This window comes from Paenibacillus ilasis (assembly GCF_043195395.1).
GTDB lineage: Bacteria > Bacillota > Bacilli > Paenibacillales > Paenibacillaceae > Paenibacillus_AQ > Paenibacillus_AQ lautus.
The window spans coordinates 287231-306965 of sequence record NZ_JBHDJG010000003.1; the positions used below are offsets into that span (position 1 = coordinate 287231).

General features: G+C 48.7%; 17 protein-coding genes. 1 reads left to right on the forward strand and 16 read right to left on the reverse strand.

Going from position 1 to position 19735, the window contains the following annotated elements:
- Positions 1-11: 11 nt before the first annotated feature.
- From ACETK5_RS25515 to ACETK5_RS25560, 10 genes are all read right to left on the reverse strand, one after another.
- Entirely contained in the window at positions 12-932 is a 921-nt protein-coding gene (locus tag ACETK5_RS25515; protein WP_100540618.1) for an ABC transporter permease, read from the reverse strand.
- 191 nt (positions 933-1123) lie between these two features.
- Positions 1124-3433, reverse strand: coding sequence for a helix-turn-helix domain-containing protein (locus tag ACETK5_RS25520; RefSeq protein ID WP_394058611.1), 2310 nt, complete (start codon positions 3431-3433; stop codon positions 1124-1126).
- A 361-nt stretch (positions 3434-3794) separates the two neighbouring features.
- The gene (locus ACETK5_RS25525) at positions 3795-4556 is read right to left on the reverse strand and encodes a CPBP family intramembrane glutamic endopeptidase (RefSeq protein WP_394058613.1); all 762 of its coding nucleotides are present in this window, start codon (positions 4554-4556) and stop codon (positions 3795-3797) included.
- A complete protein-coding gene (locus tag ACETK5_RS25530) occupies positions 4537-5088 on the reverse strand; it encodes a helix-turn-helix transcriptional regulator (protein ID WP_394059087.1) in 552 nt (183 codons plus the stop codon). The genes ACETK5_RS25525 and ACETK5_RS25530 overlap by 20 nt, the downstream gene beginning before the upstream one ends.
- Positions 5089-5283: 195 nt before the next feature.
- Entirely contained in the window at positions 5284-5532 is a 249-nt protein-coding gene (locus tag ACETK5_RS25535) for a hypothetical protein (RefSeq protein ID WP_394058615.1), read from the reverse strand.
- Between the two features lie 160 nt (positions 5533-5692).
- Positions 5693-7951: an outer membrane protein assembly factor BamB family protein gene (locus ACETK5_RS25540; RefSeq protein WP_394058616.1), complete on the reverse strand. Its 2259-nt coding sequence runs from the start codon at positions 7949-7951 to the stop codon at positions 5693-5695.
- Positions 7952-8146: 195 nt separating this feature from the next.
- Positions 8147-8467, reverse strand: a complete 321-nt coding sequence (locus ACETK5_RS25545; RefSeq protein WP_394058618.1) for a hypothetical protein — start codon at positions 8465-8467, stop codon at positions 8147-8149.
- A 252-nt stretch (positions 8468-8719) separates the two neighbouring features.
- On the reverse strand, positions 8720-9937 hold the full coding sequence (locus tag ACETK5_RS25550) for a sensor histidine kinase (protein ID WP_326117236.1): 1218 nt from the start codon (positions 9935-9937) through the stop codon (positions 8720-8722).
- Positions 9938-9958: 21 nt separating this feature from the next.
- The gene (locus ACETK5_RS25555) at positions 9959-10651 is read right to left on the reverse strand and encodes a response regulator transcription factor (RefSeq protein WP_394058619.1); all 693 of its coding nucleotides are present in this window, start codon (positions 10649-10651) and stop codon (positions 9959-9961) included.
- Positions 10652-10805: 154 nt separating this feature from the next.
- Positions 10806-11990 (reverse strand): acyltransferase, encoded by a 1185-nt coding sequence (locus ACETK5_RS25560; RefSeq protein ID WP_394058621.1) that lies wholly within the window; start codon positions 11988-11990, stop codon positions 10806-10808.
- Between the two features lie 591 nt (positions 11991-12581).
- On the opposite strand from ACETK5_RS25560, the gene ACETK5_RS25565 reads away from it, so the two are divergent.
- On the forward strand, positions 12582-13328 hold the full coding sequence (locus ACETK5_RS25565; protein WP_394058623.1) for a class I SAM-dependent methyltransferase: 747 nt from the start codon (positions 12582-12584) through the stop codon (positions 13326-13328).
- A gap of 181 nt (positions 13329-13509) precedes the next feature.
- Here the strand turns inward: ACETK5_RS25565 and ACETK5_RS25570 are convergent, their stop codons facing one another.
- The 6 genes from ACETK5_RS25570 to ACETK5_RS25595 all read right to left on the reverse strand — a co-directional run bounded on the left by ACETK5_RS25570 (position 13510) and on the right by ACETK5_RS25595 (position 19702).
- A complete protein-coding gene (locus tag ACETK5_RS25570; RefSeq protein ID WP_071221197.1) occupies positions 13510-13998 on the reverse strand; it encodes a cation:proton antiporter regulatory subunit in 489 nt (162 codons plus the stop codon).
- 81 nt (positions 13999-14079) lie between these two features.
- Entirely contained in the window at positions 14080-15300 is a 1221-nt protein-coding gene (locus ACETK5_RS25575; RefSeq protein WP_394058626.1) for a cation:proton antiporter, read from the reverse strand.
- A gap of 368 nt (positions 15301-15668) precedes the next feature.
- Positions 15669-16271, reverse strand: coding sequence for a response regulator transcription factor (locus ACETK5_RS25580; RefSeq protein ID WP_100540608.1), 603 nt, complete (start codon positions 16269-16271; stop codon positions 15669-15671).
- Positions 16268-17401, reverse strand: a complete 1134-nt coding sequence (locus ACETK5_RS25585) for a sensor histidine kinase (protein ID WP_100540607.1) — start codon at positions 17399-17401, stop codon at positions 16268-16270. Before ACETK5_RS25585 ends, ACETK5_RS25580 begins: the two co-directional genes overlap by 4 nt.
- A gap of 99 nt (positions 17402-17500) precedes the next feature.
- On the reverse strand, positions 17501-18577 hold the full coding sequence (gene desA, locus ACETK5_RS25590; RefSeq protein ID WP_394058629.1) for a Delta(5) desaturase DesA: 1077 nt from the start codon (positions 18575-18577) through the stop codon (positions 17501-17503).
- 126 nt (positions 18578-18703) lie between these two features.
- Positions 18704-19702: a Gfo/Idh/MocA family protein gene (locus ACETK5_RS25595; protein ID WP_394058631.1), complete on the reverse strand. Its 999-nt coding sequence runs from the start codon at positions 19700-19702 to the stop codon at positions 18704-18706.
- Positions 19703-19735 lie beyond the last annotated feature (33 nt).

Below are 19735 nucleotides of genomic sequence, written 5' to 3' on the forward strand. Positions count from 1 at the left end.
GCGCACCTCCCTTACCACAGGCTGGTCTCCGAATATTTGCGTACGATCCGATTGGCCGCAACGACCAGAATGAAGCCAATCGCCGACTGGAATAGGCCCACCGCGGTGGCGAAGCTGAAATCGGCATCGAGGATGCCCCGCCGGTACACAAAGGTGTTGATAACATCCGAGGTTTCGTAATTCATCGTGTTGTAGATCAAGAGTATTTTCTCGAAGCTCGCCTCCATGAAATTACCGAGCGACAGCACGAACAGGATAATCATGACCGGCACCATGCCGATGAACGTAATATGCCGGACCTGCTGCCATCGGTTCGCCCCATCCATCTTGGCCGCTTCGTACAGCGTCGGATCGATTCCGGCAATCGCAGCCAGATAGAGAATGGTGCCCCACCCCACCTTCTGCCATATTTCGGAGCCCACATACACCGTCCGGAACCACTCCGGCATGCCCAGAAACATGATCGGCTCGATGCCGAACAGCTTGACGAGCAGATGGTTCACCACGCCTGTTGTGGGAGAGAGGAAGGTAACGAGAATGCCCGCAATCACGACGGTAGACAGGAAATGCGGCATATAGCTGATGTTTTGCACAAACCGTTTGAACCATTTGCTCTTCAGTTCATGGAACAGGATCGCCAGAATAATCGGCGCCGGAAAATGAAACAGAAGATCGTACACATTCAGCATGATCGTGTTGCGAATCAGCTTCCATGCATCGGGGGTGACATAGAAAAATTCAATCAAATGCTTGAATCCGACAAACTTGCTTCCCAAAATGCCTCGGCCGATCGAATAGTCCTGGAAGGCGATGATGATGCCGTACATCGGCGCGTACTTGAATATCAAGTAATACAAAATGCCGGGCAGCATCAGCAAGTACAACGCTTTATGCTTTCTCAGAACATAGCCGATCCGTGATAGCTGCGCCAATAATCCCCACCTCCGATTGAAAGCATTTACATTCGTTTGTTGTTGTCCCCACTATACGAGCCGTGCCTTCCTCGCGTAAAGCAAACATCTTTTCCGTAAGACGCATGTTTTGCAATGCCTGCGCCGCAAGGCTTTCAGCCCGTTCCATGCAAAAAAAGAGACTTCAGAAAATAATGCAGTCTCTTTTTTTCCTACTGATGAAAACTCCGGTATTTGGCTGGGGTAATGCCTTCATATCGACGGAAAGCCCGAATCAAAGAATTTCGCCCCCAATACCCAACCTTCTCGGCAATTTCGTCTATTTTCAAATCGGTTTCAAGCAAAAATTGCTTTGCCTTCATCAGCCGGTACTTCGCGATATATTCCACGTACTTCTCACCGACCTCCTCTTTGAAGGTACGGCTGAAATGCCCGATGGACATATTCATCATGCCGGCGAAATGCTCAATCGACAGCTCTTGATCATAATGCTCATGAATGTATTCCACAATCTCCATAAACTGTTGACTCCGGCTGCTGGAAGCCGGCTTCCGGAACAGAAAACCATGAATGTCCTCGAAGCAGCACGTCAGCTCGTCCCATGTCATGCAGCGATTCATCCGTTCGAACAGACCCGAGTAATACGGAACGTTGAGTTCATTGCGCTCCGATTCCACGGCCCGAATCCAGGTGTTGAGCACATCGGCAAGCAGATATTTCATCTGCATGGCGGAGGCATCCTTGCCCTTTCCCTCCTCCAGCAGAGCAAGCACGGAATGAAGCAGCTTGTCATACTCCCTCGTTTTGTACTGATTGAGAATCCGCTGGACCTCTTGTACGGATAAGAAAGGATCCCACTGCTGCAGCTCCCGGGAAGGCTGACTGCCGCAAATCTCCACCGCGGAATGCAGCCCCCGGTACTTCAGCATGGCTAGAGCATGCTCATAGGACTGGTGCAGCTCTTCGATGGCATGAACGGTCTTTCCGATACCGATGGTCGCTTTATAATAAGCACCGTATTCCAGAAAAATGCCCCGAATCTGCTCTGCTACTTTTTCCGAATAATCCTCCGTGATGGGACCATGCTCAACAATGCAAGCCATCAGATCCGGCCTTGTTTGGCAGATCCAGATCATGCCGGGTGCCAGCCGGTGAATCTTGTCCTTCAGCTCCGTCAGCAAAAAAGTCTTGGTGGATTCCGATGCCGAATCGTAAACGGTTGGATCATAATGGAACGAAATGCACAGGACGGTTCTCGCCGCCTTATGGCTGTAGGCAAATTCAATCTCCTTGGCGTAAAACTCAATCGATAAGGCATCCCGGTATTGCCCCAGCAGGATTTTCGTAAAAAACTGCTCCTGCACGATCGGCAGCATCCCGTTCACCATCTGGAACAGCTCTTTATTCTCCGTCATGATGAACTGGGAGTAGCGTTTGATGACATCAAACTCGTTTCCTTCGTGGCCGACCTTCCCGCTGGGAGCGTGATGCAGCTTCAATTCATCCTTAATCTCCCGGATCGGCCGATATAAGCGCCGACTTAAATAATATGAGGCGAGCGCGCCGACTATGAGGAAGAATAGGAGGAACAACCAGCAGATCCATCGGGTCATATAGACCGGCTTCATCAATGTTTCTAAATCGATCATGCTGATATAATGCCAGGACTCGTCGAAGCCGGATGCCATGAAGGACAGCCCCATCTTGTCCGATATCGTGAATGGCGAAGCAACGCCGTCTGTACGTATTCGCTGCTGCAGGGTAAGCTGGTCCTGCTCGGTCAGTCCGGTCTGGGCTATCACTTTGGCTCCATCATCTACAATCGCCGTGCCTGTAACCCAGCTCTCCGGAATATGAATCTGCTCCTCTAGCTTGTCTCGTTTCACTTCGACCAGGAGATAGACTTCAGGAGCCGCGGTATTAAACGGGTAGCTCATGGATGCCGTCAAAGTGTCGGGGGAATCCATGAAATCCATCATTTTTTTGCCGGATAACTCGGCTTCCAGCTGATGGCGGCGGTTCAAATCCAAGGGATAACGGGAATGGAAATAATACGCTTTATTCGTATAGGTTTCGGCATCGATCATCAAATCCTGGTGAACAAAATAATAATACGCCCTCTCGACAAGATCGTCCGATTCCAGCTGCTGCAGCTGCTCCCGCAGGGAATGAAGCAGTTCCGGAAGCAGTTGGCTATCCGGCGAAGAAGCCATGGGAGCGAGAAGCACGCTCCGTAATCTGGAGGTGCTGAGGATATTAATCATGCTCGTCTTTAAGGATTGAAGCTCGGTGTCCGTCTGCTCGGAGAATCGGTTCATCATCACTTGATTGAAACGCTCGGCATCCTTTTCAATGATGCGAACGACCAGCACCTGGGCAAGAACCGATGCCACAATAACGGGAATGAGAATGAGGAGAAAATAGTTGGCGAACAGCCTCCAAAACAGGGTGTTCCTTCTGGGAGGCGGAGAATCGGTATCTCCCGGCTCAGGTGATCGGTTAGGCGGCGTCCTTCGCTTCATGAATGTCCCCCCTTTGTTATTTAAAATTGCAAGCAGCAGGGCTTGCATTTACGTCTACTATATTTTGATGTAAGTTATATTATTCGCTGCACCTTCCTTGCACGGAAATTGTACTGAAATGACGTTTACCGGACATGTATGCGTCCATAGCAAAAAGAGCCAGGAATCTCCTGGCCCTTCTTACGTTTCGCTTCCCAAGTGGAAAATGGTTATTCACGAAAAAATAAACCATTAGCTTTTGCTTTGCTCACGCATCCACTCAAAATCAAGATCCACACTATTTATACAGTAAATCGCTGTGACACCCCAGCAGCACACTTGATATCGGTTATATCAACGTTTACTAATATCATATTTTCCACTAACCCACTTGATGTATTCGTGCGGATACCGGAGGTTTCCTTAAAGAGAGAGACAGCCAGACACAGTGGACGGCCAACACCAGCAAAATGAACAGGTCGTAACCGATAAATGCATCACTATTGTCATTACCGGCAAACTGGATAAAGTTGTGAAGGAAGTGGAATAGAATCAGAGGGATGATATTTTGGTTCTTCACCATCAGCAGAGCCAGTACAGCGCCTATAAGCAGAGCATATACAATCTGTAAAATCGTTTGGAATGCGTCCTGCCCTGATAAGACGTTCAGTACGTGCGTGACCGCGAACAGAATGCTGGAGGTGATGACCGCAGTTTTAATGCCTTTGGGGAGAAGCGTCTTCAGAATCAATCCCCGATAGATGCTCTCCTCCACAAATCCAACGAGCAGTGTGAAAAAGATAAAGAACAGGATCTCCGAAGCGCTGATTTCTCGCATCCCATTGAGCGAGATGGTAACCAGTATAAGGAGTAAGGGGGAATAATAGAGCCAACCGGCGGCCGGTATACTGTTCAGCTTACGGAAACCGAGCAGGTGCCACTTCTTTTTCCATGTAAAGTACGCCATCAACACCAGAGCGATTGGGATAAATGAGATCAGCACAGGCGAAGTGTAACTCAACCCTTTAATCGTGGCGTAAGCTCCGGCAGCAAATACGGCTAATAACAGCAGAACCTCGATAATGACTACGGTTAAAATCGGGTGTTTTTGCGAAAAAGAAACCTTAGTTTTCCGGTTTGACATGGTTCAAATCCTTCCTCTCCATAATATCCTTCAGCCATTGCCGTTCCATCTGAAAATGATTCAGTCCATACGCCAGAACCGATACCCGATAGTAATAATTCTCCGGATGCTCGATCTCAGCCAATTCTCCAGCCACGACGTTCTGCACCGCCTCAAGCATGTGAATTTCCTGATCCAGCTTAAATATGTACTCAGCCAATCGTTTTTGACGAAGGTCTTCATCCAAATAATCAAAAAAGAAAATGCGGATTAGCTGCTCATTACGCCCTGTCTGCATCGGTCCGGACAACCAGTCCAGAAAAGCCTTTTGACCACTGGGCCGCAGAGAATATAGCTTCTTGTTCTTGCTGTTGTCCGTTTCGGTCAGTTTTACCATGTCCTTGTCGGCGAGTCTCTTGAGCGCAGGGTAGAGACTGCCGTAACTGGCCTTGTAGAAAGTGCCCACGGTGCTGTCGATCGTTTTTTTCAGATCATAGCCGCTCATCGTTCCTTCCATCAGCATGCCGAGGAGAATGTACTCCAGCAATGTCATCACCACATTTCATATAATGTATCTGTTCGATATATCTGTTTGATATATTAATCATCGTCTTTTTTCCAAAAGTAATCAAGGAAAATTTTAACAAGTAATTCTTCTTGTCCGTCCGTTCATCCATCGCAATCCACAAAAAAACACCCCCAGCATCTGTTTCCAGACGCCAGGGACGCTTATCGTTCATCCATCCACTTATTCCATGCGCTCAAACACCTTGAACCTTCGATCTTCCTGCAAAGCCACCAACATATCATCATCATCATCCACTACGTAGATTTCAGTGCCGACCAGCAGTTCATTCGATGATAAATGCGTATCCGGGTATTGGTCCGGCTCGAGCTGCTTCTGGATGGTGCCTGCCAAGGTCAAATTCGCCTCTGCAAAAGCCTCCGCACCCTCGATGCCTTTTCCTATATACTCTTCATCATTGTACTTTAACAAAAGACGCATAACTGGCCGACGGTTTACTGCCGCAGCCCATGCACAGGATCAACAATAGGCTGATGACCGGAATCCCTGTTATCTTAAGCCTCTTGCCCATAAGTCTTCCTCCCTTGCGGCATCATCCATACGGTCTCATCATCTATCGATAAAAGCCAGGCTATAACAGCTCATCCAGGCGTTCCTTCAATCTTTGCGCATCATAGCGAATGAAGGCTCCACTAACCGTACCGACGAGCACTTCATGATCCGTTACGTTCAGCGCACCGTTTCTGGCATATAACTCTCGCAAATCGACGTTGCCGGTGATCACGTTATGCAATCTTCCCAAGCTTCTGCCGTCCTCCTTATTCAACACCACAAGATCGCTTCCCCAACTCAGAAGCAGGTACTGATCCAGGATTCCATAACTGCTGGCGACCAAATGGGACAGATCGTCACTGGCTTTGGCAGTAGTCTCCATCTTCCATATAATGCTGCCGCTCTCTTTATCTACAGCTGCCGGAATGCCGTTCAAGGTAAGATAGACTCGCTCCCCCTCGATGACGCCGCGGGCGGCCTTGCCTTTCACGGTCCATAATTCCTTATCTTCCAGGCTGTCATACAATACGCTTTCGTAAGCGGTAGCCCCGCTGAAATACTCCCCATTCAGTGCACGCTGCACCAATAGATACCGCTCATTCAGCACCTCGAGCCGTTCCATCTCACGTGCTGGATATACGCTTTTGCGCTCGCCGGTTTCCGTATGGAGCAGAACCCATTCCTTGCCAAGCAGCATCCATCTTGTGGTCATATCCGCAGGAGATACCGGATCGTAACGGTAGCCTCCGGTGAAATAGGGATCTCGGGACGGATCGTCCATGAACTTGTTCCCGACTTTAATATCCCATGCCGATCTGCCGGTTACGGGATCGTAAGCGGTAAGCTGTCCGTTCAGCTCGATAAGCACGTACGGATCATCCGTGCCTTGGTTCAACAAGCGGTGTTCACCGGACAACGTTTTTTTCCAACGCAGCTTTCCGGTTTCCTGATCCAGCACACTTAGCACGCTTTTGGTTTCGTTCATGTTCAAAGCTTCATCCAGAATAATCGTATCGGCTGCAGCCGTCATCGTCAGGCCAAATTCATGCTTCGGCTTAACCTCCCATAACACTTGTCCATCCGACAACCGGATATGCCGCACGCGGGCTACATAATCCTTAACCTCCGGGTTATAAGCCGAGTACATGGTAACATGCTCCCGCTCCTTGTCCGTGACAGCCGTGTACCAGCCAAATCCCGCATCCTCCTGCCACAGCTTCTTGCCGGTGCCCCGGTCTATCGCATACAAGGAAGAATTATCGTGCATTCCGCTATATCCGCCATCATCCCCCTTGAGGAGCAAAACCTCGTCGTTTGCCTCAAGCAGGAAGGTAAAATTCAGATTGCCCTGATTTCGCCAGTCGGGCTCGGCTTCTAGAGACTTCAGCGGCGGTACGGCGGCAAAACGATAGGTAAACTCGTAATCATCGCCAGGACTGTAACTCCGCTCAAAGGAATCGGTCCCCGGAATCGTCCATTCGCTGGCCGTCAGCTTTCCGGACGGAGAGAACGTCACGGTATAATGGGCATCCCGCTGCTCATATCTCCAGGTCTCCCCGAGTATCATCGGTTTATTGGAGCTCATCTCCTGATTCCGCGATGTCTCCCTCGCCTGCGGTTCGCCAAGCAGCTTTTTCACATAAAAAGAAGGGGTGCCTTTCTTGAAAAGAAACTCCGTCAAGTTGCGTACCGCATCCGTCGTTACTTCCGAATTTCCATCGAGAAGCCCGTCAGGCATCGCCTTCTTGGCGGTCGTGTCCTTGCCCCGTACCCACATCATGGCCGGACGGTAGATCCGGTAATCTTCCTTCCACTTGGCAGGACTAATCATGACGCCGTACCAGTCCTTCCACTGGGCAACGGCGATGAGTGACGTTCCGGTTTGGGATATCGGCCATTTCACCGTGCTTCCGGGAGCAAGATATATACTGCCGCTGCTGCGCAGTTGAAGCGAGAGCGGGGAAATTGGTTTCATTTGGGCAGCTTCCTTGGAAACATACCATGTCGGGAGCCACAGGTCTCCACGGGAATCGGATTTGATTAACGCCATTTCCCCCTTTACGGAGTGAAGTCGGAGCGATTCTCCCTTGGCCCCATAATAACTGACCTTGAGATTTGTCGGATGGCTGTTCCTACTAAGCGCATTAGGGAAAAAAGCTGCCTTTTGCTGAAGTATGACGCGTTGACCGGATGTAAAGCCCCCGGCTCCGGCAGCATCGGCGAATACGGTACGAGCGCTCTCCTGCGTCTGCTGAGCCGGAATCCCAACAAGTGAAATACAGACGGCTGCCGTTATTCCGATGAATAGTCGCTTTCGGATTGATACGCGTAAACTCACAGAAACCATCCTCTCCCATACAAGCATATATAATGTAAACGCTATTATAAGGCAATCTGTTCCAAAATCAAAACAAAAAAACTCCCTTCCAGGAAAGGAGCCTATCCAAAATCTCTTTATGGTCGTCTACATTCACGAAAAGTTCTCGTTAAAATAATTTCTGCTGCAACTTCACAATCAGCCGTCTTCCCTGTATTATCGTACCTCCACACGCCGACTTGCTTCGGATAGGGTATGGCCCTGCGTTTGCCTGCCTGTCATTTTTCTGGTGCGGTTTGTCACCCCGTTTGCTATTTCCCCCCATAACTGCCCCAGAAAGGATGCTGGAGCCATCGACGTGCTTCTATGCATTGCTGTTGCCGTCCCGCCAATGGATCGATTCTCAATCCGCGGATCTTCGACGGACATCTTGAGCTCTGCGCATCCCGATAGCAATATGACACCAACCATCACAATGATTGCCGGCCATGCCATCGTAATCCTAATGCTCCGTTTCACATGTTGTATGGATTCCATCCCGACTGCCTCCTTATGTACGTTCCTAAAGGAAAGTATAAGGAACACATCTTATCAATCCATGGTCCAAGTTCTTAACGAATGCTTAAATAAAGCTGAACAATTCCATATGGACCACGCAGAAGAAAGGCGAAACTTCCGTCTTAGAATCATATAAAAAACGCCCCCTTCGAGGGAGCGTTCGCTTGGATATCCTCTGCTGCTATGCAAAGGTAGAAAAACCACCGCGCGGCAAACTTGAAGAAGCAGCCACTATACGACTTTAGGAAATCGGGTTTCAAAAATTGTCCTCTGCCGATCGCTCCGCACCCGGATTTCGCCGCCCTGGACTTCGACAATGCTCTTCGTAATGGCCAATCCCAAGCCGGTGCCCCCTGTCTGCTTCGAACGGGAAGCCTCCACACGGTAGAAGCGGTCAAAGATGAACGGCAAATCCCGCTCGGGAATCGGATCGCCATAGTTGGTGAAGCTGATGCTCACCTGATTGCCATCGCTGCGGACGGCGATGTCGATCCTTTTGCCCGACTCACCGTAACGGATCGCATTGGTTATCAAATTCTCGTAAGCCCGGACGAGCTGGGCGCCGTCTGCCCGAATAACGAGGCCTTCCTCTGCCGCAAGCTTGCATTCCATCCCGGATTTCTCCAGGGCGGGAACGAATTCCTCGATCAGCTGTCTCATGAACTGAGCCATATCGATCTCCCGGATATCCAGCGGAAGCCCGTTATTAATCCGTGTGTACTCGAATAAATCATCAATCAGCTTCTTCAGATTTTGCGCTTTCTCATAAGCGATATTCACGTAATATCGCAGCTCCACTTCATCCTGGTACCGGTCTTCCTCGATCACCTCCAGAAAACCCAGTATCGATGTAAGCGGCGTCCGCAAGTCATGGGAAACTCCCGTAATCAGATCATTCTTTGTTTTCTCCGCGTTGCGCTCCTCCAGAATGGATTGGTGAAGCTGCCTTCTCATCTGGTTGATGCTCTCAGCCACCTCACCCAACTGGCTGCCTGACTGAACCGGGATGTCGGTGTCGAAATTCCCCTTGGCAATCTCGCGAAGCCCGTTCCTGATTTCCTCCAGATAAACGTTCAGCTGTTCGGTCATGCGGTTTATGCTGGAAGCGACGACGCCTAATTCGTCTTGGGATTTGAGCTCGATTCTGGAATCGAATCGTCCCGCCGTGATGTCCTGAAGACCGGTCTGGATTTTCTGCAGATCAAGGACAAACCACTTCGTGCTCATATAATAGCTGACAAAAAAGAGAAGGATGCCCGCAACCAGCATAACCGGATCCGAGCCAATATGGTTAATGATCCAGACTAGCGGCGGCTTGATTGCCGGAATAGAGAGTATCAGCGTACTTAACGCATAGAGTATGATAAGCAGGGCTGCCGTGATGCCGATGCTGGTAAGCAGCATAAGCAGCATCTTCAGGCGGATGCTATGAAGCTTCATTACTTTCAAGTTAGTCACCTCTGCTTAAGTTTACTCTATTTTGTAGCCGATCCCCCACACTGTCTTAATATATTCCGGCTGCTGCGGATCCTTCTCGATCTTCTCGCGCAGCTTGCGAATATGTACCATGACCGTATTTTTCGATTCCATGAACGGTTCATTCCACACCTCGGTATAAATCTTGTCCATGCTAAGCACGAGTCCGCGATTGATGGCCAGCATATGCAGCAGGTCAAATTCGCGCGGCGTCAGCTTAATCTCAACGCCTGCCACCGTTACCCGGTGGGAAGCGACATTCATAATCAGCTCATCAATCTGAATTTCGTTCTCATCCCTCACCGAGCTGCTGTTCAGCTGTTTGTATCGGCGAAGCTGTGATTTGATTCTAGCGATCAATTCCAGCGGGCTGAACGGCTTGGTCACATAATCATCCGCGCCGATGCTGAGCCCGGCGATCTTGTCAATCTCCTGACTCTTGGCGGACAGCATGATGATCGGCGTGTTGTTCTCCTCCCGAATTCTCATGCATGCCTCAATGCCATCCATCTTCGGCATCATGACATCAAGGATGATCAAATCCACTTTATGTTTTTTTAGAATCTCCAGCGCTTCCATGCCATGAGATGCGGTGAGGAGCGTATAACCCTCATTCCTGACGTAAATCTCCATCAGTTTCAAAATTTCCGTTTCATCATCAACCATCAATATCGTAACTCCAGACATGGCTCCTCCTTAATTAAAAGCGGCAGTCAGCATAACGCCTTTTACGACGTCTTGCACCATGGATGTGCAGACTGTGCGTTGCTGCTGTTTTGGTTTTTCTTCGCCACGGCCATGCCCTCGTCAGGTATACATCCTTGTTGGCTATCGCCATAGACTATGAACCGGAAAGCGGCACAGCCGGCGTATCGGTTGGTTTAACCGATCTCTTCGCCTTCGGAATATTACCGAATATCACCCATGAACCCGGTATATATCGAACCGTCAATTCCACGACGATCCATGAACATCCTAAGGCTGCCGCAAAACCGCCTGCATACCATAGATGGGTCAGCATCGAGTTCCCCGTGGTTAGCGGGAATTGACGGTAGACGAGCAGAAAGATTGGATGAATAAGATAAATCCCGAAGGACACGGCCCCCAGTCTCTCCAGCGCCGGCGTCCATCCGCGTACTCCGGCCCGGTAGAACAAAATGGCGAACTGGAGCAGGACAAGCGTCCCAAAGTAAGTATGCATATTCCACAGCAGCTCATACAGCGTTGAATTATATCCGGTTCCGTGAAGGCGGTTGTTGTAATAAATGTACACATGGCCGAGACCGGCAGCGGCCCATGCCATCCACAGCATCGTCCAAGCAGCGATGCGGTAAGGCTGTGCGTTGGCACGGCTGATCACAAGCCAGGCCTTCAGTTTCGGGTAATAGATGCCGATAAAGGCGCCCAGCATGAAATAGGCAATGTAGGACAATGCCCAGCTCCCTTTATTCGGTACCTGCCAGTAGTACTTATTCATCAGTATAAACGTCCACTGGATCACCAGTCCAATCGGTATCGCCCATTTTGCAAGCTGGGGGACCTTCTTGAACAGCCACAATACAAGCGGAAACAGCACATAAAACTGAATGCTGATAAATACGAAATATAGATGCGTGTACGCTTTGCCCGTCAACAGCATTTGAACAAAGCTCTCCATCGTCTCGCCGAACGGCCTGCCCTGATAATATAAATAGTGCAGGAGTGCGAAGTAGAACACGGAGAACAGCGTATACGGAATGATAATATACAGCAGTCTTTTTTTGTAAAATCCGCCGATCAGCTTCTTTGTCGTGGGACGGTCATAGTAATTATAGAAGAGTACCAGACTGCTCAAAAATATAAATGTCGGCGTTCCGTATTTCATGAAGATGTTCATGAAATTGTATATAAAAAAGTATTTGGAGTCCGTCATCGCAGATACGGCATACGATGTGGAGTGAACGGACAGCACGCCGATGATGGCGAATGCGCGTACCAATTGCAGCTCGGGAAGACGTTCCCTTGGTAAAGCGTTTATTTTGTTCATGGCAGTACCCTCTCATCTTTTAAAATCCGATTATTCTCGTTCTTCGCGAAACAGATTCATCTAGTATAGTAGACAGTTCTTAACGCCATACTTCCAAATTCTTATCATTTGCTTAAGATTATGGTCCTTCCTCCTAATAAAATTCTCCTTGATCATAAAGAATCCTTGGACTTACAATAAGAAAAACATCTATCGACGTACTTTCTCAGAAGACAAACCGCGTATAGCGGAAGTTTTTCTTGCGAGATAAGGATGGTAAGCCTCTGAAGTTTATACTTTCTTATCTCTTAAAAATAATAATCTTTTCCGAATTGGGGGGAATTGGATGTTGCACTTGATCCGTATCATTCGAAGTAGCTAGGCTCGGGTTCATAGAGGACCGGGCCATGTCCAAGTTATAACTCGTCGCCATAGAGCCTGCTTTTTGCTATAAAACGTAAATCAGCTGCCGGACATTAGGGAGCCGACCGTCCTTTTGGACAAGTCCCTGATCTACAGCAAAGAACTCTACCGGCTTCTGGCTTCGAACGAATGAGGGTCAATCTGTTTACAGCATCCCATTTTATCTCATGTGGAAGGTGGACAATATAAATGAATTCACAGGAATACAAGCAGTTTTATGATATCGTAGGAGCCTTAAACGGCTGGGACTTCAGCCAGGTCCGATGTATCTCGGAAGGTGTAAAGTGGGATTTTTACGATCAGGTTGGCAAATTATGCCAACCATCCGACGTTGTGCTCGATATCGGAACGGGCGGCGGAGAAAGCTTGTTATCCATCGCTGACAAAGCAGCATCGCTGGTTGGAATCGATCTTTCGCATGCGATGATCGAGACAGCCCGGCGGAATGAACGGAACGTATCGGCTTCCAATGTACGCTTTATGCAGATGGATGCAGAGGCGCTTCAATTCCCGGAGGCGTTTTTCAATTTGATCTCATGCAGACACTCCCCTTTCCGTGCATCACAGGCGGCAAGAGTATTAGCAGAGGATGGCGTGTTTTTGACACAGCAGGTTCGCGAATGTGATAAAGCCAATCTGGCTCAAGCCTTTGGCAGAGGACAATCCTCCCGTGAAGACGGTGCCTTAAAGGATCAATATATGAAGGAACTTCGGCTTGCCGGGTTCCGCGATATCCAATATGCCGAGTACGATGCGGTCGAATACTATGAGCGTGAAGAGGATCTCATCTTTCTGCTCAAGCACACGCCCATCATCCCCGGGTTTGGACAGGAGGAATCGGATTTTCGCATCCTGCAGCAGTTCATCAGAGACCATCGCACAGATCGCGGAATCCGAACGAATTCCGCACGGTTTATGATAGTGGCACGGAAATAACCGGCTCCTCTGGAAATCCATAACCCGCAGCATTCCGCTGGTAAACAGAAAAAGCGCACAAGGGTCGAAGCCCTTGGCGCTTTTTTTAGAGAGGATTCCCAGCACATAAAAAAGCAAGCCCCTCGCAAAAGGAGGAGCTTGCTTTCGGTATGGTTATCATCTCATCGACCAAGGAGCGCTATTAACCGTTGACCAGCAGTTCTTTCAGCTGCTTGATCTGCTTACGTTCGCCCGCTAGTACCAGCGTCGATCCCGCTGTCAGGATGTCGTCCGGACCCGGATTGATTTTCTGCTCTTTCTTGTTCACAATCGCTAATACATTAGCACCTGTACGTTGACGAACCTGAAGCCCTGCAATGGATTGTCCCACGCATTTGTAATGCGGCTCGATGCGAGCCCATTCGATGATCAGGTCTTCAAGTGTCACCTCGATGGTCTCCAGCGCTTTCGGCTTATACGTCATGCCTCCGATGATGCCGGCGATTTGTCTAGCCTCATCATCCTCTAATGTAATCTGGGAGATGGTCTCCTCAGGATCGTCATCTTCAAAATGGTACAGCTCTCTACGGCCATCGTCATGAATAACAATAACCAGCTTATCCCCTGATCTCGCCTGAATAAGGAACTTCTTCCCGATACCCGGCAGATCAGATTCGCGAATAATACTCATGTGAAAATCCTCCGTTCTGGGGTTAATTCAATCTCTAGATTATATAGATTAGTTGGAAGAAAGTAAATCATCCCGGCATCCTTACACTTTCCTTTTTTTTACTTTCTCCACAGGGTCGCTCCATTTGAATATTTTATTCACTCCACGGTAGACACGTTTTGATTCCTTGGCTAGAAGAGGCCCGAGGATCGCAAGAATCAGAACATAAAGCGCCGAGAATGGTTTCAGCACGGCGGACAGTCCGCCAGCGAGTCCCAGATTCGCAACGATGATCGTAAACTCCCCGCGTGCCATGATAGTCAATCCGATGTTAAGCGACGACTTATGCGACAGTCCGGCCTTGCGTCCCGCGATCATGCCTGCTACAAGATTACCAATAATGGTCAGTCCCACAGCACCGAGTGCCAGCCATAACGCATTCCCCAGCGTGGTCGGGTCGATGCCGAGACCGAAGCTGAAGAAGAAGATCGCGCCAAAGAAATCACGGAAAGGAATGACCAGCTGTTCGATCCGTTCGCTATGATCCGTCTCGGATAAGGCTAGTCCGAACAGCAGCGCGCCAATCGCTTCAGCTACGTGCAGCGTCTCAGAAAATCCAGCAATAAAGAACATCGATGAGAAAACAACGATAATGAAAATTTCGCTGGACGTTATATTCAGCAATTTGTTAAGTATAGGTGGACCTTTTCTCGCAATAACAAAGAACAACAGCATATAACCAATGGATATACACACGGAGATAATCGTTGCCCCTACCGATGTGGCCCCGCCCAACAGCAGTCCGGACATAATCGATAAGAACACCGCAAGGAATATATCATCGAACAAAATCATGCCGAGTATTAGCTCCGTCTCCGCATTACCGGTGCGCCGCAGATCCACCAGTACTTTCGCCACAATCGCAGTAGAGGAAACGGACAACATCCCTGCTATGATTAACGTCTCGTACAGCGGCATGTTGATCACAAATCCGTAAGCCAGGCCCAGAGCAAAGTTCAATATGACATATACGGTTCCGCCTACCACGATGTTTCGCCCGGACTTGATTAATTTCTGAACGGAGAATTCAAGACCAAGGTAAAAGAGCAGGAATAGAATACCGATCTGTCCCAGAAAATCTATGATTCCCTGGCTCTCAATAAATTTAAAGTCTAGAATTCCTATCGTTGGTGCATGCGGACCTACAAGCATCCCGAGTACAATCAAGAACGGTATAATCGAGAACTTGAGCTTTCCTGCAATTATGGAGGCTATAGCAACCAGAATCAGAGCAGTTCCAACCTCAAACATCATATGGTCCATAGAAGACCTCCTCCTCCTCAAATTTGACTTCTGGCAATCATTTCTATTATACATAAAAATGCATACATTTACAAAGCAACGGCAATATTCTTGTTTGAACACCCATTGCATGCTAAATTATACACATGAAGTACAGGCTTAATTTTATTATCGATTTTATGGTTTCCAAAAAATATAAATTATATCCAAATTCTTTACCACACAAAAGAGTATGAATATTTATGCATTATAATGAATACAATACCAGGTAAAAAAATCCATATATTGCGCGAATCAAACGGCCTTCTGGACTATCACCTTTCTCTTATTTCACACGAAAAAGAAGCCCGGTGGCTGCAACCACGGGGCTTCCGGCTATTTTCAGATGATTATTTAAACCAACCTTTTTCTTTAAAACGCGTGATCGCTTCGATCCGGTTGCTGACGCCAAGCTTATCAAGAATAACGGAAATATAATTCCGCACGGTACCTGTCGTAATAAACAGCTGGTTGGCAATTTCCTTCGTATTCTTGCCGTCCGCTATCAGGCCCAGCACTTCCTTTTCCCGCTCCGTCAGCGGATTCTCTTCACCGGAATACGCTTCATCCACCAACTCGGAGGCGTATATTCGTCTGCCTGCCATAATGCTCCGAATGGATGCAGCCAGTTCCTCGCTTGGGCTGTCCTTAAGCAGGTAGGCGTTGGCGCCGGCCTTCACGGCACGCTCGAAATACCCCGGCCGGGCAAAGGTCGTCAAGATCATTACCTTGCAGCCAAAGCCCTTTAATGCTTCGGCAGCCTCAAGTCCGTTCATCATCGGCATCTCAATATCCATGATACAGATATCCGGTTTATGAAGTTTGACAAGCTGTACGGCATCCTTCCCGTTCCCTGCCGTCCCGACCACTTGCATATCTTCTTCCAGATCAAGCAGTGAGGCCAGGGCTCCAAGCAGCAATCGCTGATCTTCGGCTATGACAATTCGGATCATATTCCCGCCTCCTTATCCGGCATTCTGAGCACATTAGGTACACGAAGGACCAGCGTAGTCCCCTCGCCGGAAGTGAGCTCCATGCTTCCGTTTACGAATTCAAGCCGCTCTCTCATTCCCCGCAGTCCATTTCCGCGGTTTCTCGCATCGGTCACGAACCCTGTTCCATTGTCCTTCACCCTCGCAACCAGATCCGTTTCCGTGGATTCGATCACAATGGAGCACGCCGTAGCATTGCTATGTTTCACTATGTTATTCACGGCCTCTTTCAGGCACATGCTGATCACATTTTCATTCATTAACGACAGATTTTCCGGCTCCAACGTTCCTTCAAAGTTCAATTCAATCTGGGCAGCCTTTAGAATTTGCTGAATGCGGAAAATTTCATCCGTGAGCCGGGTCCCCCGCATCCGTGTCACCATCTCACGCACTTCCTGGAGTGCCGTTCTCGCCGTCTGGCGCACATCGTTGATCTCTGCCTGAGCTCTTTCCGTATCTTGCGTCATCAATTTACCGGCCAAATCACTTTTGAGGCCGATGAGAGACAGCTTCTGTCCGAGCGTATCATGCAAATCGCGTGCTATCCGCTGACGTTCCTCCAGCTTCACCAGTTCCGAAATCCGTTTGTTGGCATCCTCCAGCTGACCCTGCAGCTGATCATTCTTATTCCGGTTATAGTTCGTCACGGGCAGCAGAATCACCCCGACTACACTGACAAGCATAAATGGGAGCTGCGTGATAAAGAACGGATTCCGCGTTAACAATCCATAATTGACCGTAATGATGGTCGTGACCAGATGGATGGAGTACAGCGTGATAAACCCGGCTTTATTCTTGATGTTCCCGATGAAAAATGCGAGGAACAACGAGAAATAGATATACCCGAATACCAATGACATCGTTATCGATATTAAAATTTGCAGACTCGTCCAGAAGTAGACGAGCCAGCCTTTGGCCAGAAATGAAAGCACATAGAAGGCGAAGAACATCACAATCATCAGTGTTCCGAAGACAACCTGGTAGGTAGAGGTCGAACGAAAGATGAAATAAAACGGAAGGATGTAGAAGACGACCCATACATAAGGGCTCAGCCCCGTACTTTTATGAAATATCTGATACCATTTCTGCATGGAGTCCCACCTTCTGTCGGTTCAAGCTTTAGTCCTCATTTCTACATAACGGACCCGTATTCTTATTCATTTCTATTATAACCTCGTACCGGCAAGGAATTACTCGCCCTGCACTCTCGGTCTGCTGCTCGCCAGGCTCTTCTCGGCTTTCGCCAATACCGATTCCTGCGGTTTACGGAGCGACTTCTTGGCTTCCCTAAACGTGACGAACACCTTTTTCTCTTCATCCCACAGACGGAAACGAATAGACTTCAAACTGGTCTTGAGCGTAATTGTCGTTGCCTTTTGCAGCGGAGGAGCGGCTTCATGCGCCTTCTCCAGGTTATAATTAGGAACCTTCGGGCTAAGATGGTGAACGTGATGGAAGCCGATGTTGCCGGTGATCCATTGGAGGACCTTCGGAAGTTTGTAATAAGAGCTGCCTTCTACGGCTGCATTGATATAACTCCACTCTTCATCATGCTCATAGTACGTTTCTTCGAATTGATGCTGTACATAGAACAACCAAATGCCAAGCATTCCCGATACCATGAATATAGGAGCTTGAACGAGCAGGAATGCCTGCCATCCAATCGCCCAGCACAGCAATGCATACAATGCAACAATCGAAATATTCGTTATATAGTTACTGATCTTCTCCTTGCGTCTCGCACCTTTGCGGTTGAAACGATAGGATATCAGAAATATGGCGATGGGACCAAGTCCGAACATCACGATCGGATTACGGTATACCCGGTAGTATAAACGCTGCCAAAAGGAAGCCGCTCCATACTCTTCAACGGTTAATACCCACATATCCCCGATTCCCCGCTTATCGAGATTGCTGCTCGTCGCGTGATGAATCGCGTGCGTGTTCTTCCATTGCTCGTAAGGGCACAATGTAAGCACGCCTGTAATCGTACCGAGAATTTTGTTCGCCTTGCGGCTTTTAAAGAAAGATCCGTGACAGCAGTCATGGAATATGATAAACGTCCGGACAACAAACCCCGATGCAATCACCGCTATGGGAATGGTAAGCCAGTACGATACGGATAGGCTTAAATAGGCTGCATACCATAGCAATATCAAGGGAACCAGTGTATTGAAAAGCTGACCTATACTCGCCTTTGTGTCAATTTCTTCATAAGGGGCAACGTTCTTTTTCAAGCTGGATAGTTTGTTATCGGGTTTAGCCATAGTTGTCTTCCTCCTCGAAATGGCGCAAGGACGTTATACATGTATCACGCACTTGTCTAATTTAAGTATAGACAAAACGTCATGCGTGTCGTAGTCATAAACGTCATTTCGGGAGTATGACAAATATCATATATCGGTCCTGGAATCGGCCGGAAACCGCAGTCCGACCTGGCGTCTGGCTTCCTCCATGATTTCAGCCGTAATGAGTGAGTTGGCATGGGTATTGATTGCACTTTCCCGTTCGCCGCACCGGATTAAATCGATAAATTCCCGGGCTTCATAATACATCGATTCATGCGTCTGCAGCTGGGTGACGTTCTCAATGGTGCCGTCTCTATAATGGATCTTCACATCATAAGGCTGATTGATCTTGTCGATAATCATCGTGCCGTTCTCGCCCTGAATTTCGGCAGGTGCATAGGAATCGCTGATCTTGGAGTGCATGATCACGGCATCCATCTCGGGATAGGACAACAACAGGCTGCCCTCGCCATCAACCCCGGAGGATAGCATATAGCCGGAAGCTTTGACAGAATCCGGTTTACCGAACAGAGTGACCATCGGGTACAGGCAATAAATCCCCAAATCCATGAGTGAACCGTTGGAATACTCAGGGTTGAACGCATTCAGTACCGTCCTCTGCTTGAACGCGTCATAGCGGGAGGAATATTGGCAATAGCTTGCAAAATAACGCCGAATTGGGCCCAGCTTGTACAGGTTGTCCCTGACGGTCTTGAAGTTTGGCATCAGCGTCGACTTTAACGCTTCCATTAGCAAAACGTTGTTATTCTTCGCTGCTTCAATCATGGCGGACACTTCGACTGCATTAGAAGCCATCGGCTTCTCGCAAAGGACATGCTTCCCGTGGTTCATGCATAATATCGCCTGATCGACGTGATAGGAATTCGGACTCGCAATGTACACCGCGTCAATCTCGTCATCCTGCAGCATCGTCACAAGATCCGTGTACACTTTGGGATCCGCGTACTTGGCCGCGAAAGCCCTGCCCTTCTCTTCCGTACGGGAGTATACGGCAGCAAGAATAAATTCTTCCGTCTCCAGAGCGGCTTGGAGAAACCGCTCGGTAATCCAGTTTGTGCCGATAACGGCAAAACGGATGTTCATCCCTAATCCCTTCCCTTCTTATCTGATTGTGAT